This is a genomic window from Myxosarcina sp. GI1, assembly GCF_000756305.1.
Taxonomy (GTDB): Bacteria; Cyanobacteriota; Cyanobacteriia; order Cyanobacteriales; family Xenococcaceae; genus Myxosarcina.
In genome coordinates this window covers 187,812-201,793 of the sequence record NZ_JRFE01000015.1, presented here as the reverse complement: position 1 = coordinate 201,793, position 13,982 = coordinate 187,812, and the positions used below count along the sequence as shown (strand labels likewise).

14 protein-coding genes are annotated in these 13,982 nt (G+C 41.3%); 11 read left to right on the top strand and 3 right to left on the bottom strand.

The window, feature by feature from the left end; translation table 11 throughout:
- The first annotated feature begins 1 nt into the window (after window position 1).
- Window positions 2–1,414 (top strand): efflux RND transporter periplasmic adaptor subunit, encoded by a 1,413-nt coding sequence (locus KV40_RS11495; protein ID WP_052055557.1) that lies wholly within the window; start codon window positions 2–4, stop codon window positions 1,412–1,414.
- A gap of 79 nt (window positions 1,415–1,493) precedes the next feature.
- Complete coding sequence (locus KV40_RS11490) at window positions 1,494–4,694, top strand: efflux RND transporter permease subunit (protein WP_052055556.1); 3,201 nt, start codon at window positions 1,494–1,496, stop codon at window positions 4,692–4,694.
- 49 nt (window positions 4,695–4,743) lie between these two features.
- Here KV40_RS11490 and nth read toward each other — a convergent pair whose 3' ends face one another.
- Window positions 4,744–5,412 (bottom strand): endonuclease III, encoded by a 669-nt coding sequence (nth, locus tag KV40_RS11485; protein ID WP_036481199.1) that lies wholly within the window; start codon window positions 5,410–5,412, stop codon window positions 4,744–4,746.
- Window positions 5,413–5,461: 49 nt separating this feature from the next.
- On the opposite strand from nth, the gene KV40_RS11480 reads away from it, so the two are divergent.
- The 7 genes from KV40_RS11480 to surE all read left to right on the top strand — a co-directional run bounded on the left by KV40_RS11480 (window position 5,462) and on the right by surE (window position 10,832).
- Window positions 5,462–6,058 (top strand): TetR/AcrR family transcriptional regulator, encoded by a 597-nt coding sequence (locus KV40_RS11480; protein ID WP_036481198.1) that lies wholly within the window; start codon window positions 5,462–5,464, stop codon window positions 6,056–6,058.
- 200 nt (window positions 6,059–6,258) lie between these two features.
- Window positions 6,259–6,996, top strand: coding sequence for an SDR family oxidoreductase (locus tag KV40_RS11475; RefSeq protein WP_036481196.1), 738 nt, complete (start codon window positions 6,259–6,261; stop codon window positions 6,994–6,996).
- Window positions 6,997–7,132: 136 nt separating this feature from the next.
- On the top strand, window positions 7,133–7,687 hold the full coding sequence (locus tag KV40_RS11470) for a type 1 glutamine amidotransferase domain-containing protein (protein ID WP_036481320.1): 555 nt from the start codon (window positions 7,133–7,135) through the stop codon (window positions 7,685–7,687).
- 84 nt (window positions 7,688–7,771) lie between these two features.
- Complete coding sequence (locus KV40_RS11465) at window positions 7,772–8,404, top strand: glutathione S-transferase family protein (protein WP_036481193.1); 633 nt, start codon at window positions 7,772–7,774, stop codon at window positions 8,402–8,404.
- Between the two features lie 67 nt (window positions 8,405–8,471).
- Window positions 8,472–8,936, top strand: a complete 465-nt coding sequence (locus KV40_RS11460) for a YbhB/YbcL family Raf kinase inhibitor-like protein (RefSeq protein WP_036481192.1) — start codon at window positions 8,472–8,474, stop codon at window positions 8,934–8,936.
- A gap of 79 nt (window positions 8,937–9,015) precedes the next feature.
- Entirely contained in the window at window positions 9,016–10,152 is a 1,137-nt protein-coding gene (locus tag KV40_RS11455) for an alkene reductase (protein ID WP_036481191.1), read from the top strand.
- Window positions 10,149–10,832, top strand: a complete 684-nt coding sequence (surE, locus tag KV40_RS11450; protein ID WP_036481190.1) for a 5'/3'-nucleotidase SurE — start codon at window positions 10,149–10,151, stop codon at window positions 10,830–10,832. Before KV40_RS11455 ends, surE begins: the two co-directional genes overlap by 4 nt.
- Before the next feature lies 1 nt (window position 10,833).
- On the opposite strand, the gene KV40_RS11445 is transcribed toward surE, so the two are convergent.
- Window positions 10,834–11,337 (bottom strand): thioesterase family protein, encoded by a 504-nt coding sequence (locus tag KV40_RS11445; RefSeq protein ID WP_036481188.1) that lies wholly within the window; start codon window positions 11,335–11,337, stop codon window positions 10,834–10,836.
- A 195-nt stretch (window positions 11,338–11,532) separates the two neighbouring features.
- On the opposite strand from KV40_RS11445, the gene KV40_RS11440 reads away from it, so the two are divergent.
- Window positions 11,533–12,162: a DUF1003 domain-containing protein gene (locus KV40_RS11440; protein WP_036481186.1), complete on the top strand. Its 630-nt coding sequence runs from the start codon at window positions 11,533–11,535 to the stop codon at window positions 12,160–12,162.
- Window positions 12,163–12,205: 43 nt separating this feature from the next.
- On the opposite strand, the gene KV40_RS11435 is transcribed toward KV40_RS11440, so the two are convergent.
- A complete protein-coding gene (locus tag KV40_RS11435) occupies window positions 12,206–13,039 on the bottom strand; it encodes an LmeA family phospholipid-binding protein (RefSeq protein WP_036481183.1) in 834 nt (277 codons plus the stop codon).
- Between the two features lie 339 nt (window positions 13,040–13,378).
- Here KV40_RS11435 and KV40_RS11430 point away from each other — a divergent pair, with 339 nt between their 5' ends.
- Window positions 13,379–13,957: a hypothetical protein gene (locus KV40_RS11430; RefSeq protein ID WP_036481180.1), complete on the top strand. Its 579-nt coding sequence runs from the start codon at window positions 13,379–13,381 to the stop codon at window positions 13,955–13,957.
- Window positions 13,958–13,982: the final 25 nt, after the last annotated feature.

Genomic DNA, 13,982 nt, shown 5'->3' with positions numbered 1-13,982 from the left:
AATGCAGTCAAACTCCTCCAATCATTCACCAAAATCTCCAGAAATAGATCGCTCCCAGGTCATCGATAAGCAAATAAAACCAGACCATACTGAAACCAATGGTAAATCTCCGAAACCAAAACCCAAACAACCCTGGCAAATTTTGCTGGGATTAATTGTTTTATTGTTGCTGGGATATGGAGGATGGCGATGGTGGCAGACTAGCCAAGCCGACACTTCTCCGCCAGCGGCTCAGTCTCAACCACAAGCTGCTCCTGTAGGCTTAAAAACTCTACAGTCTTCAACAGTGCGAGAAACCTCACAGTTTATTGGCAGTTTGACTTCTCCTCAGTCGGTTAATATTAGCCCAGAAATAGAGGGCAGAGTCAGCCAAATTTATGTAGAAGAAGGTAGCGAAGTCGCAGCAGGACAGCCTTTAGTTCAACTTCGACCAGATCGGCAAACGGCAGAGTTGAGCAGCTTGCAAGCGGCGCTAAATTCCGCTCAGGCGGCAAGAGCCAATGCTCAGGCTCAACTGCAATCCGTACAGTCAGAGCGATCGGCAGCGGCAGCAGAAGTAGAACTGCAAAAAGAACAAACTCGTCGCCGTCAATTTCTGGTCGATGAAGGAGCTTTAGCGCAAGAAGAATTAGATTTAGCCAATCGCGATCGCCTGGCGGCTGTTGCTCAACTCAATTCTCTCGATGACCAGATTCAAGCAGCCCGTGCTAATCTCAGTCAGGCTGAGGCGGCAGTAGAAGAAGCCAGAGCAAATGTAGCTGTTGCCAGAGACGAACTACAATACACAAATATAGTTGCTCCCTTTGCGGGTGAGGTTGGCGATATTATCGTTAAGTTGGGGGCTTATGTCGCTCCTGGTACTACGCTTACCAGCGTGACTAAAAACGATCCTCTAGAATTAGAACTGGCAATTCCCATAGAACGCCGCTCTGACTTGCAAAGGGGTTTACCAGTAGAACTCGAAGATACCCAGGGAAATTCTTTTGGCGAGGGACGCATTACTTTTATTTCACCGCAAGTAAATGCTAATAGCCAAACTATCTTGACTCAGGCTCAGTTTCCCAACCCAGACGGTCAGTTACGCGATAGTCAAGACGTACGCGCTCGTATAGTTTGGGAAGAAAGACAGGGAATTTTGGTGCCGACAACGGCAGTTACTCGCGTAGGGGGACAAGCTTTTGTTTATGTGGCACGGGAACCAGAACCTCAAGCAGATTCGGGAGCCGAAGCATCAGAACAACCCCAACTAGTTGCCCGACAAGTACCCGTAGAATTGGGAGAACTGCAAAACAATAACTATCCAGTTTTAGAAGGTCTGCAATCGGGCGATCGCATCGTCGTCACGGGAATTTTGAATCTTGCCGATGGTGCGCCAATTAAGCAACAAGCTGAAGACCAGCTTCAGATTCAATAATGTCAGTAGGAATGCTTCGCAAAGCATTCCTACGATTAATATCACGCTTCATCCCATAAATTAAATTGCCAACCGCCGTATGTTTTCCTCGTTCTTTATCAAACGACCAGTCTTTACTAGTGTCTGTGCTTTACTAATCCTGTTGCTGGGAGCGGTTAGTATTCCTACTTTGCCGATCGCCCAATATCCCCAAATCGCTCCTCCCCAGGTTTCGGTTACGGCTAACTATATTGGAGCAAGTGCCAACGTAGTAGAAAACACCGTTACCAATATCTTGGAGCGAGAAATTAATGGGGTTGAGGGATCGCAATACATTTCTTCAACCAGCAGTAGCGGTAGTAGTTCGATTGAGATTACCTTTGACCCCTCTAGAGATGCCGATTTAGCTGCTGTAGACGTGCAAAATCGCGTTTCTGTTGCCGAGGCTAGACTACCAGAAACCGTACAGCGTACGGGAGTAGTTGTAGAACGGGAAAACGCGGGTTTTTTGATGGCAATTGGACTATTTAGTGAAGGCGATCGCTACAGCCCGATTTTTCTGAGTAACTATGCCGATATTTCCATTGCCGAGGCTTTGCAACGGGTAAATGGAGTGGGAAACGTACAAATTTTTGGCGAACGCCGCTACGCTATGCGCCTTTGGTTGAACCCCAATCAATTGGCATCCCGTAACTTAACACCTCAAGATGTGGTCGATGCCATTAGCGAACAAAATATTCAGGCGGCAATTGGCGGCTTGGGACAACAGCCTGCTTCTAACGATTTGCTCTACCAAATCGAACTAGAAGCCAATACTCGTTTGCGTAGCGTCGAAGAGTTTGAAAATGTGGTAGTTAGCTCGGAAGATGATGATGCGCTGATTCAGGTTAAAGATGTAGGCAGAGTAGAATTAGGCGCACAGGACTACAGCACTTTTTTGCGGTTCAACGGACAGGAAGCTATTGGTTTGGGCATTACCCAACTTCCAGGCAGTAATGCTTTAGATGTTGCCAAAGCGGTAAAGGCAGAGTTGGCTCGTTTGTCTGAAGATTTTCCTCCAGGTATTCAGTATCAAGTTGCTTTCGATGCTACCGAATTTGTCGATGAGTCGCTTTCAGAAGTAGTTTTTACTCTGATACAAGCTGTCTTGCTGGTAATTTTGATTATTTTTATCTTCTTGCAAGATTGGCGCACGACGATTATTCCCGTTCTAACCATTCCCACATCTTTAATCGGCACCTTTATTTTTGTTAGAGCATTTGGCTTCTCTCTTAATACCCTGACTCTATTTGGGCTAACTCTAGCAACGGGTATTGTAGTAGATGATGCGATTATTGTCGTAGAAAATATCAGCCGACTCATTGAAGAAGGAGAGAGTCCTGGTAAAGCGGCGATCGCCTCGATGCAGGAACTTTCTAGCGCCGTTATTGCAACTTCTCTAGTATTGATGGCGGTATTTATACCAGTGGCTTTTTTCCCTGGAGCAACGGGTGCAATTTATCGTCAATTCGCTCTAACACTAGCCTTTTCTATCGCCGTTTCCACTTTTCTCGCACTAACCCTGGCTCCTTCAGCCTCGGCATTATTGTTGCGTCGGGGAAATCGCCCTCCTCGCTGGCTAAACTGGTTTTTCTCGCGATTTAATCGTTTTTTAGATTGGGTACGGCGCAAGTATCGGAGGTTGCTAGAGAAGATCGTTCATTTTAAAAGTATCGTTATCGGTCTATTTATCGTCTTATTAGGATTTACCGCCTTCCTCTATACGCAGGTTCCTGGTGGATTTCTCCCTGAAGAAGACCAAGGATATTTTATTACCATCGTTCAAGGACCTCCAGGGGTATCTCTCGACTATACTCGCAAGGTAATGCAGCAAGCTGAAAGCGAGATGCTAGAACTTCCAGAAGTACAGGCTGTCTTTACAGTTGGTGGCTTTAGCTTTGGTGGCGGTGGTGCCAACAGCGGCATCATGTTTACTAATCTCCAACCCTGGTCGCAACGCACTAATGCAAACCAGTCGGCACAGGCTCTTATCGGTAGTTTGAGACAGCAGTTTGCGGCAATTCCCGAAGCCAGAATTTTGCCCAACAACCCGCCAGCCATTCGCGGACTTGGCTCCTTTGGCGGATTTACCCTGCATCTTCAGGAATTAACTTCCAGTGAAGATATCGATAACCTCGTTGAAGTATCCAACCAGTTCTTACAACAAGCAAACCAGCGATCGCAACTAGAATCTGTTTACACTACTTTTACTGCCGATACACCCCGCTATCAGGTGACTATTAATCGTGATGCGGCTAAGGCACTCCAGGTAGATATTGACGATATTCTCGCTACCCTGGGCATTTCCCTGGGTTCGCAGTACGTCAATGACTTTACCCTACAACAGCGCAACTATCGCGTATATGTTCAGGCAGATAAAGAGTTTCGCGCTAAACCAGATGATGTCAGACAGCTATACGTTCGTTCCGCTAATGACGAGATGGTTTCCCTAGCTAATTTGGTTACTCTCACTCCTACCTCTGGACCTTCTACTATTCCTCATTTCAATTTATTTAGATCCATTGAGATTTCTGGTTCGGCAGCCGAAGGCTATAGTTCGGGCGAAGCGATTTCTACTATTGGTGACGTAGCAGAAGCAACTTTACCAGCAGGCTATGACTATGCTTGGTCGGGAACGGCTTTAGAAGAAATTAGTTCTGGAGGACAGGCACCGATAATTTTTGGCTTGGGATTGGTAATGGTCTTTTTGGTGCTGGCTGCTCAATATGAAAACTATTTCGACCCGCTGATTATTATGATGGCAGTGCCGTTAGCAGTGATGGGAGCATTACTTGCACTGTCTTTAAGAGGATTGGAAAATGATGTTTACGGTCAAATTGGTCTGGTGATGTTAATCGGTTTGGCAAGCAAAAACTCAATTCTAATCGTAGAATTTGCCAACCAACTCCGAGAGCAGGGATATTCTACCGTTAGAGCCGCCGTTGAAGCTGCCGAACAACGCCTGCGTCCAATTCTAATGACAGCATTTTCTACCATCGTCGGTCTGTTTCCTTTGGCGATCGCCAGTGGTGCTGGTGCGGCTTCTCGTCAATCTTTAGGAACTGTAGTCATTGGCGGTATGATTGTTGCTACTTTTCTTAGTTTATTAGTCGTCCCCGTACTGTATATCGTAATTTCTGGCTTGAGCGATCGCATTTCCAAACATTTACCCTCTCCTCCTACGGATGCAGAAACAGGAAACGGCAGGAGAGATGTAGCTCTTTCTAGTTCTGGGAATACTAAGACTGATTCTTGGCAATAACGTTTTAAACATCAAACCCTATATTGTGTTATCTCAAATTTGTTTTAGATTAACGATGTTTCACTACATCTACTTGCTGACACATCTCCAGCAAGCTACAGCTAGAACAGCGAGGTAATTTACCAGTACAGATGTGTTTGCCAAAAGGAACCAGCAAATTATTAATTTTAATCCAATATTTTTGAGGAAGTTTGGTTGCTAAATCAGCAGTAGTTTGTTCGGGGGTTTTAGTTCGTACGTATCCCCAGCGATTGGTGACTCGATGAACGTGAACATCTACACTAATATGGGGTTGTCCGCAAGCAATACCCAAAGTTAAATTACTGCATTTTACTCCTACGCCTTTAAAACTCAACATTACTTCTGCATCACAAGGTAAAACGCCATCGTACTCAGAAACTATTGTTTCGGCAATTGTTTTTATTTGTGCGGCTTTTCTTTTAGCATAGGTACTGGCTTCAATTAAAGATTCAATTTGCTCTAGGCTTAATTGACTGACTTCTGTTGGGGTATTGGCCACCGCAAATAGACGACGGGAAACTGGCAAACTAACCTCATCATAGGTGCGAATAGAAATAATACAGGCAATTAATTGCTCGAAAGCAGAAGTATATCCCTCATCTGCTAGAGCAAACATTGCAGCTTTGGGAAAGGGTTTTACTGTTTCGCGTAGCTTGGTTATTGCGGTTTCGATATCGAGCGATCGCTTTAAAGTCATTTGATAGATAGAAAGACGACTGGTCTACTATTGATAAAATGTATATATTATGAAACGAACTAATAAACGCAATGAATTAATTCGAGTCGGCAGCGATATTGTTCTGCGACAAGGATTTAAAGCGGCAAGTCTTAATGACATATTAACTACCGCAGGCGTTCCCAAAGGTTCCTTTTATTATTATTTTTCTAGTAAAGAAGATTTTGGGTTGGCAATTATTGATGACTTTGCCAGCAGATATGAAGATAGACTAAAAAATCTTTTAGAGGACAAACGATTTTCTCCTTTGACGCGACTGCATAATTACTTTATGTCAGGGATTAAGGATATGGAAGCCTGTCAGTATGCTGAAGGCTGTTTAATTGGTAATCTCGCACAAGAACTATCGGCGCAAAACGAGTTGTTTCGCGATCGCCTCAATCGCGTATTTGTTGATTGGGAACAGTATTTTGTACGGTGTCTAAAAGAGGCTCATGAGGCAGGAGAAATCCCAGACAATAACAATTTTGAAGATCTAGCAAAGTTTATTGTCTCGAGCTGGGAAGGAGCAATTTTAAAAGCTAAGGTTACAAAATCTACCGTACCGATGCAAACCTTTGCCAAAATTTTATTTCGGCAAATTTTGGGTAAATCTGACTTTAGTTAGATTTAGGACTGTTGTTGTAATTAGTAGTATTTTATCGGTTGCTAATAGACGACTGGTCTACTAGTAAACAAGTATTAATTATTTAACCTAGCAAATAAACAATAAATCCAAGTCAAAAGAATAAATTAAGCTCAACAGCAACAAACAAATAATTTTTTCTTAGACGAGCGATCTTAAAGTAATAAAGCAAAGAATTAATTATGTCTGAAATAAAAAATAAAGTAGTAATTATTACAGGAGCTAGTAGCGGTCTTGGTGAAGCTACTGCTCGTAGACTAGCTAAAAATGGAGCCAAATTAATGCTGGCTGCCAGAAGAGAAGACCGTCTCAAAGAATTAGTCGATGAAATTCAAAAAGATGGAGGCACTGCCAAATATCAGGTCACAGATGTTACCGATCGCTCTCAAGTAGAGGAATTAGCCAAATCGACCAAGCTGGCATACGAACGCATTGACGTTTTAGTCAACAATGCAGGTTTGATGCCTCTATCACCTTTAGATGCAGCTAAAGTCGATGAGTGGGAGCAAATGGTAGATGTCAACATCAAAGGTGTACTATACAACATCGCTGCGGTATTGCCGATTATGCGCGAGCAAAAATCGGGACACATCATTAATCTTTCTTCTGTAGCAGGACATCAGGTATTTTCTGGAGGTACGGTTTATTGCGCCACCAAATTTGCCGTTAAAGCAATTTCAGAAGGAATTAGACTCGAATCTCACGGACAGATTCGCTCGACAAATATTTCACCAGGAGCGGTAGACACCGAGTTAACTAACACTATTAGTCACGACGAGACAGCTAAAAGCGTCAACGAACTATATTCAGTAGCCATTGATGCTGATGCGATCGCCCGCGCAATTACCTATGCGATCGAGCAGCCTGAAGACGTTGACGTTAACGAAATGATTATTCGTCCTACCAAGCAGGAACTATAAAATCTCGATCTCTTACTTGGGGACGACAAATAAGCTCTATCGGAGAGATAGGTTAAAAGTAAAGCATTGCTATGACAATTGCTTGCAGTCTTTAAGATTGCAACTATCTGCAACCAGACAAACAGAAGATAAAATTATGTCACAAGAACTAAACAACAAAAAAATTGCCATCCTCGTTGCTGATGGTTTTGAACAAGTAGAATTGACTAAACCCAAGCAAGCCTTTGAAGAAGCGGGAGCGCAAGCACATATTATTTCCCCTAATAGCGATCGCGTTCAAGGCTGGAATCACTATGACAAAGCAGACTTTTTTACAGTCGATGTTCCTTTGGATAGCGCCAATCCCGACGACTACGATGCTTTGTTACTTCCTGGTGGTACGGCAAACCCCGACCAGTTACGTACCAAAGATAAAGCAGTACAGTTTGTAAAATCTTTCTTTGATGCTGGCAAACCAGTTGCTGCTATCTGTCACGGTCCTTGGACTCTGGTTGAAGTTGGTGCTTTAAAAGGACGCACCGTTACTTCTTGGTCTTCACTCAAAACAGACTTAGAAAATGCAGGTGCTACCTGGGTCGATCGCGAAGTAGTCGAAGATAATGGTTTAGTTACCAGCCGTAACCCCGACGATATTCCTGCTTTTAACGCTAAAGCGATCGAATTATTTTCTAAGCAACCAGTAACCAAGTAGTTTTGTGGTGAGTAATGCCTAACTAAATCGCATTACTCACCTTACACGATTAAATAACATACTGAAGTAAATTAATTTATATCTATGCCCAATGTTACACTCTACGGTACACCTACAAGTACCTATGTCCGCACCAGCCGTTTATTGCTAGCAGAAGCAAATATCGACTATAACTCAAAAGATATCGGTATTTTTAATGGTGACAATCATACAGCAGAATATTTAGACAAGCACCCCTTCGGAAAAGTTCCCACATTGGAAGTAGACGGCGAAACAATCTACGAATCAACCGCCATTACACACTACATTAACCAAAAATTGGCTGACAGCAAATTTAGTCCGCCAGATTTGCTGCTGGAGGCTAAAATGCGTCAGATTATGTCAATTATCGACAATTATCTTTACGCTCACGCCGTTGGTACGATTGTGATTCAACGTTTAATCGTACCCCAACAGGGAGGTCAACCAGACGAATCAGCAGTTCGTGAGGCGATCGCACCTACTCAAAAAGCTTTAAAGGCGATCGAAGACGTAGCTTTATGCACTCCGTTTCTAGCAGGTAGTCTGATTAGCATCGCCGATTTTTATCTAATTCCAATTTTTATTTATTTAGAAAAAACGCCTGAATTTACTACAGTTACGGCACAAACTCCCAAACTAAAAGCTTGGTGGGATGAGGTTAAGATTCTTGCCAGCGTCAAAGAAATTTGTGCTTGATTTGAGTTTTTGACCTGGCTGAAGGTTAAGAATACAAACTAAATTTGCAGCAATTAAAATATTTTTTATGGAATTAAAACTCAAAGATTTAGAACTTACTAGTCCTGTTTTTTCGCCTCTAGCAGCTATACCTAAACGCTATACCAGCGATGGAGAAAATATTTCACCCCCTCTCCAGTGGAGTAAAATACCACCTGAAACCAAACAGTTAGTCTTAATTTGTTACGATCCCGATGCACCCTTACCGTTAGGGTTTACTCACTGGACTCTCTACAATATTCCGCCCGATATTACCGAAATCGCAGAAGCTGGCGGCGATAAGTTTACTCAAGGCAGCAACAGTGCTGGCAGTAATGGCTATACAGGTCCCGCTCCTCCAGAAGGTCATGGCGTTCATCACTATTACTTCTGGCTCTACGCTTTAAATAAATCTCTAGACCTCAAAGCCAGTTTAAATAGAGAAGAACTACTCGACGCGATCGCCGATTATGTTACGGCACAAGCCAGACTAGTAGGAACTTACGAGCGTTAGAACAACCCAATATTATTTATAACTAACTACTAACCACTAACTACTAAATAATTCAGAAACATTTCTATTACCGAGCGATATGACTTCTCAGACAAATTCTCTACAGCTATTAAGTGCTTTTAAACTTAACAACGATCTATCTTTAAAAAACCGCGCGATTATGGCTCCTTTGACTCGATCGCGTGCTGGTAAAGAAAGAATACCCAATGCTTTGATGGCAGAGTATTACGCCCAACGAGCGGGTGCGGGTTTAATTATTACCGAAGCTACGACTATTTCCCAACAGGCAAATGGTTGGCAACATACTCCTGGTGTTTATACAGCAGAGCAAACCGAAGCTTGGAAACAAGTTGTCGATGCGGTACACGCCAAAGGTACGCCAATTTTCATGCAGCTATGGCATACGGGACGAGCTTCTCATAGCAGCTTTCAACCCAACAACCAGCTTCCCGTCGCACCTTCAGCAATTAGACATGAAGGAGCGGAAGTACATACACCGAACGGCAAACAGCCCCATGAAACTCCCAGGGCTTTAGAAACCGAAGAAATTCCTCAAATAGTGGAAGACTATCGCCAAGCAGCAGCCAACGCCAAACAAGCTGGTTTTGATGGGGTAGAAATTCATAGTGCTAATGGTTATCTTCTTGATGAATTCTTGCAGTCTAAAACCAATCACCGCAGCGATAAATATGGCGGCAGTTTAGAAAATCGCTATCGATTTTTAAAAGAAGTTGTTGAAGCTGTTTTGAGTGTTTGGGATACAGGACGAGTAGGCGTGAGACTTTCTCCGAATGGCATTTATAATGATATGGGTTCGCCAGATTATCGAGAAACTTTTACCTATGTTATCCAACAGTTAAACAATCATGGATTGGCATATTTGCACGTACTTGACGGATTAGCATTTGGTTTCCACGAACTTGGAGAGCCGATGACTCTAGCAGAAATAAGAAAAATATACGACGGAACTGTTATGGGTAATTGCGGATATGACAAAGAATCAGCCGAAAAAGCGATCGCTAACGGAGATGCCGATTTAATTGCCTTTGGTAGACCGTATATCAGTAATCCCGATCTAGTTGCCCGTTTTGCCAATAACTGGGAACTCAATCCCGATGCCGACCAGTCCATTTGGTATTCCTTTGAAGCTGAAGGCTACACGGATTTTCCTACCTATCAAAAGTCTAATGCTACTCAAACTATAGCCAGAGCATGACCATAATTTTAACTAATGATGATGGTATTGATGCTCCAGGCATTCAAGCTTTGCAGCACGCAGTAACCCAAAAAAATATTATTGTCGCGCCGAAATCGCCTTTATCGGGTTGCGGACATCGCGTAACTACTAGTAAACCAATTCACCTTCAGAAGCGATCGCCTGTAGAATATGCGGTAGATGGTACTCCTGCTGACTGTAGCCGCATGGCAATAACTCAAATTGCCAAAAATAAAAAAATTACCTGGGTGCTTTCAGGAATCAATGCTGGGGGAAATTTAGGTACGGATATTTACATTTCGGGGACAGTAGCGGCGGTAAGAGAAGCAGCTATACATGGTATACCCGGTATAGCAATTTCTCACTGGATTAAAAGACCATTAATTGTTGACTGGCAAGTAGCTAGTCGCTGGACGGCTAGAGTTTTAGAAACTTTATTCCACCGTTCGCTGCCACCTTATAGTTTTTGGAATGTCAATTTGCCCCATTTAGAACCAAATGCACCAGAACCAAAAATCGTGTTCTGCGATCTCAGTATTGACCCTCTGCCTGTAGATTATCGAGTTGAGGAAGATTTATATTACTATCAGGGAGAATATGCCAAACGCGATCGCTCTCCTGGAACCGATGTCGATGTGTGTTTTTCTGGTAATATTGCTGTAAGTCTAATTAAGCTGTAAATCAAGTTTGAGTCACTTTTACCAAAGCATCTTGAACGCTAGCTGGTAATTGACGCATAATTTTACCTTTTTCGCGATCGATCCCTACCAAAGTTACTCTCCCCGTCACGTATAATTCTTCACCATCCAATGACAGAATGCGATAGTCCCAATGAATGCGTACGCCTTCGGTTTCAATCAAACGAGTTTTTACTACTGCCGATGTACCCAACCGAACTGGGCGATGATAGCGTAGCGATAATTCGACTACAGGCAAATCGCACCCCATAGCAACCAAATTAGAAAAATCAATACCAATAGAGCGCAAATATTCGACTCTGGCAGATTCCATCCAGGTTAGATAAGTTCCGTGCCAAACTATACCAGCATAATCGGTATGATGTGGCTGTGCTTTGACAGGATATTCAAACCAGCGTTGGGTTTTTGCCTGCAAACCCTTGTCGGGCTCGATTTCTGAAGTAGGTAGTTTGGGTAGCTGAGGCTTACCAATTTGTTTGTCAGTCAATTTAGTTATCTTCCTTCGGTCGTACTAAAAATAAACAATTTATTAGATTTAATGCTCGTGCAGATACTAAATATAATATCGATCGCTTGGTCATTAGGCGATCGCTATCATTGGCATCGTGTATTTCTTTTTTTATACTGTCATAATCATAATAATGTTTACCTGCCAAATTAACTGTAAAAAAATACCAATACTATGGTTGCCGATTGTCAAGATTCCTCTCCTGTTATCACTACTTCAGCAGACTCGGTGTTTATCAATGGCAAAAAATATCCTTTATCAGAACAGGTATTAAAAAACATTGAATCCGTAATTGGTTTTCAAGCAAAACAGGTTAAGGATATACCAATTCACGAGCGTGTCTTAACTCGAGTTGCTGCTTTTTTTGGTAAGCCAGAATTTTTATATCTTCAGCTGATTTTGTTTGTTAGCTGGGGTTTATGCAGTCATTTTGCGCCGAGTTCGCTACCCTGGAACTTACCCAAATTTGACTTACAGGAAATGGGAATAGACGTAGCGTCTCTACTTATTGCTACAGGAGTTTTAGTACAGCAAGCACGTCAAGATAAATTAGCAGAACAGCGATCGCATTTAATCTTACAGATCGAACTATTGACAGAACAAAAAATTGCCAAACTAATCGAACTTATTGAAGAGTTACGAACCGATATGCCCAGCGTGCGCAATCGCTATGATTGGGAAGCTCAAATCATGCAGCAAGCAACCGATCCTCAAGTTGTTCTAAATATTATCAAGCAGAATTTGGAGCCAACAGTAAATCAGTCGCCTATGTCAGACTCGGAAGAAACTAACTCTACTCAATAATAAAGTTAGTTAAATTTTAGTTTTAGCTAAAATAAATGATAAATTAGTTTATTTCTAAAGCTGCGGTTATCAACGAACTTTCTAAAGAGTCGGGTAGTTGGTTTACAGTAGCATCGAGATCGAGAATTATTTGTTCGGCTTTAACCTCAATTGTTTTTATTTGAAAATTTAAGCTAGGGGAGGTAAAGTGACGAAAATACACCAAATCTCTAATTTTTCCAAGAACTGCAACTGTAGCTTCTAAAGATAGAGTTTGGTTTTCTTGATATTTGCCCCCTTCAAAAATTATTTTTCGTCCATCTTCAACCAACAATAGATCGATTTCAAATTTTGATATTTTTTCGATACCTGAATTTGTACATTTTTGGCTCTCTAAGGACGCGAACTGAAAACAATTAGACAAAATTAATTCTGCACTTAAAGTTAGTTTGTTATTATCTTTTAAGTCGCATTTAGCGTGTCGTATATCAAATGTAAATAACCGCTCGTCAATTTTTATTGGCAGCCGTTCTAAAAGAGTTGCTAAATATTTAGAATTTATTAAATGGTTACAGTCTGCCTGACTTAAAATTATTTGTCCTTGAATATTGCTTGGCTTTTCTAATTTAATAGTACCAGAAATAGCTTCTAATAAATCTAAATTTATGCTGTCTGACTTAAGGTTTATTTCCTTAATACTAATATCTTGAAAAACAACTATTTCTTTGCCGTTAAAATTAATAGAGTTTATTTCGCCTTTGATAAGCTTATTTGCTTCGCTATCTATATCTATTTCTAGACTTTTAGATTTATTTACCTGACTGGATAAATATAATTCTGCGGCTTTATTTAATGCAGCTTTTGTTATACAAAAGTTATTTGACGCTCTAGCATTCATTATTATAAAATTCAAAAGTTTGTAATCACTAAAAATTAAAAAATATAAACAAAAGTAAACTGCAACTAGACAGAAATAAAAAATACTCTATTTAATTTTAAATTAAATCAATTGCGTATGACATAAATTAAAATTGAATCTATCTAAAGACGTAAATTAGTAAGCTAGTATTTTTTTATTTGCAGGTCATTTGATTTTTATTACGATTTCTAAAATAGAATTTTCCTAAATATAATTTTAAAAAACTGTATTCTAATCACTCGTAAGTACGATGTTTCTAATTTTTATTAGCGTAAAACTAAAAATATTAAGTCAGATTTGTAGAATTTTTAAATAAAAATGGCAGCTACATTAGAAACAACCAAAAAAAATGCGATCGCGCGCAAGCTAGCAGATATGAAAGCTCTGCAAAATCTAATGATTTCTAACGAAGAAAAATTACTTGAAGCTTGTAAAGGCGAAAATAAAGTTACAGAAAACCTCAATGATATGTTAGAAGACGATCGCAAAAGTTTGACTGCGATCGATGAAGCGATCTCAGATTTGGAAATGACTTCCGATCCTAGCAACACCGTAGAAAGCATGGTAGGAACTATCGAAGAGCTTATGTCGGGAAGCAAACTCGATGTATATGAAAAAATTATGCAGCATGAAGGGCTAAAACACCAGTTAGTGATGACTGGTTTGTTAGTTCACAAGGCAGCCCAGGCTACAGACGGCATTTTACAAAAGCTAGTCGATCCTATTAACAAAGTTAACTTTAAAAACCGCGCTCACCAAGAACAATTAAAAAGCGCGATCTATTTATACGGTACTCGTCAGTTGGTAGGAGAAGAACCAGAAGACAGTATTTGGTCGGCAGCAGAAGACGCAATTGCCGCTCTCAAAGGTACGTTCGGTGGTTTGACTGAAGGATAGACATCTTGCACAAGCCCGATAAATT

What these genes read in the sequence shown, in the direction of transcription:
- KV40_RS11440 (WP_036481186.1), top strand. Translation starts at nt 11,533, where the DNA reads ATGGTTGCCGATTGTCAAGATTCCTCTCCTGTTATCACTACTTCAGCA.
- KV40_RS11475 (WP_036481196.1), top strand. Translation starts at nt 6,259, where the DNA reads ATGTCTGAAATAAAAAATAAAGTAGTAATTATTACAGGAGCTAGTAGC.
- KV40_RS11495 (WP_052055557.1), top strand. Translation starts at nt 2, where the DNA reads ATGCAGTCAAACTCCTCCAATCATTCACCAAAATCTCCAGAAATAGAT.
- KV40_RS11455 (WP_036481191.1), top strand. Translation starts at nt 9,016, where the DNA reads ATGACTTCTCAGACAAATTCTCTACAGCTATTAAGTGCTTTTAAACTT.
- KV40_RS11430 (WP_036481180.1), top strand. Translation starts at nt 13,379, where the DNA reads ATGGCAGCTACATTAGAAACAACCAAAAAAAATGCGATCGCGCGCAAG.
- surE (WP_036481190.1), top strand. Translation starts at nt 10,149, where the DNA reads ATGACCATAATTTTAACTAATGATGATGGTATTGATGCTCCAGGCATT.
- KV40_RS11465 (WP_036481193.1), top strand. Translation starts at nt 7,772, where the DNA reads ATGCCCAATGTTACACTCTACGGTACACCTACAAGTACCTATGTCCGC.
- KV40_RS11435 (WP_036481183.1), bottom strand. Translation starts at nt 13,039, where the DNA reads ATGAATGCTAGAGCGTCAAATAACTTTTGTATAACAAAAGCTGCATTA.
- KV40_RS11490 (WP_052055556.1), top strand. Translation starts at nt 1,494, where the DNA reads ATGTTTTCCTCGTTCTTTATCAAACGACCAGTCTTTACTAGTGTCTGT.
- KV40_RS11460 (WP_036481192.1), top strand. Translation starts at nt 8,472, where the DNA reads ATGGAATTAAAACTCAAAGATTTAGAACTTACTAGTCCTGTTTTTTCG.
- nth (WP_036481199.1), bottom strand. Translation starts at nt 5,412, where the DNA reads ATGACTTTAAAGCGATCGCTCGATATCGAAACCGCAATAACCAAGCTA.
- KV40_RS11470 (WP_036481320.1), top strand. Translation starts at nt 7,133, where the DNA reads ATGTCACAAGAACTAAACAACAAAAAAATTGCCATCCTCGTTGCTGAT.
- KV40_RS11480 (WP_036481198.1), top strand. Translation starts at nt 5,462, where the DNA reads ATGAAACGAACTAATAAACGCAATGAATTAATTCGAGTCGGCAGCGAT.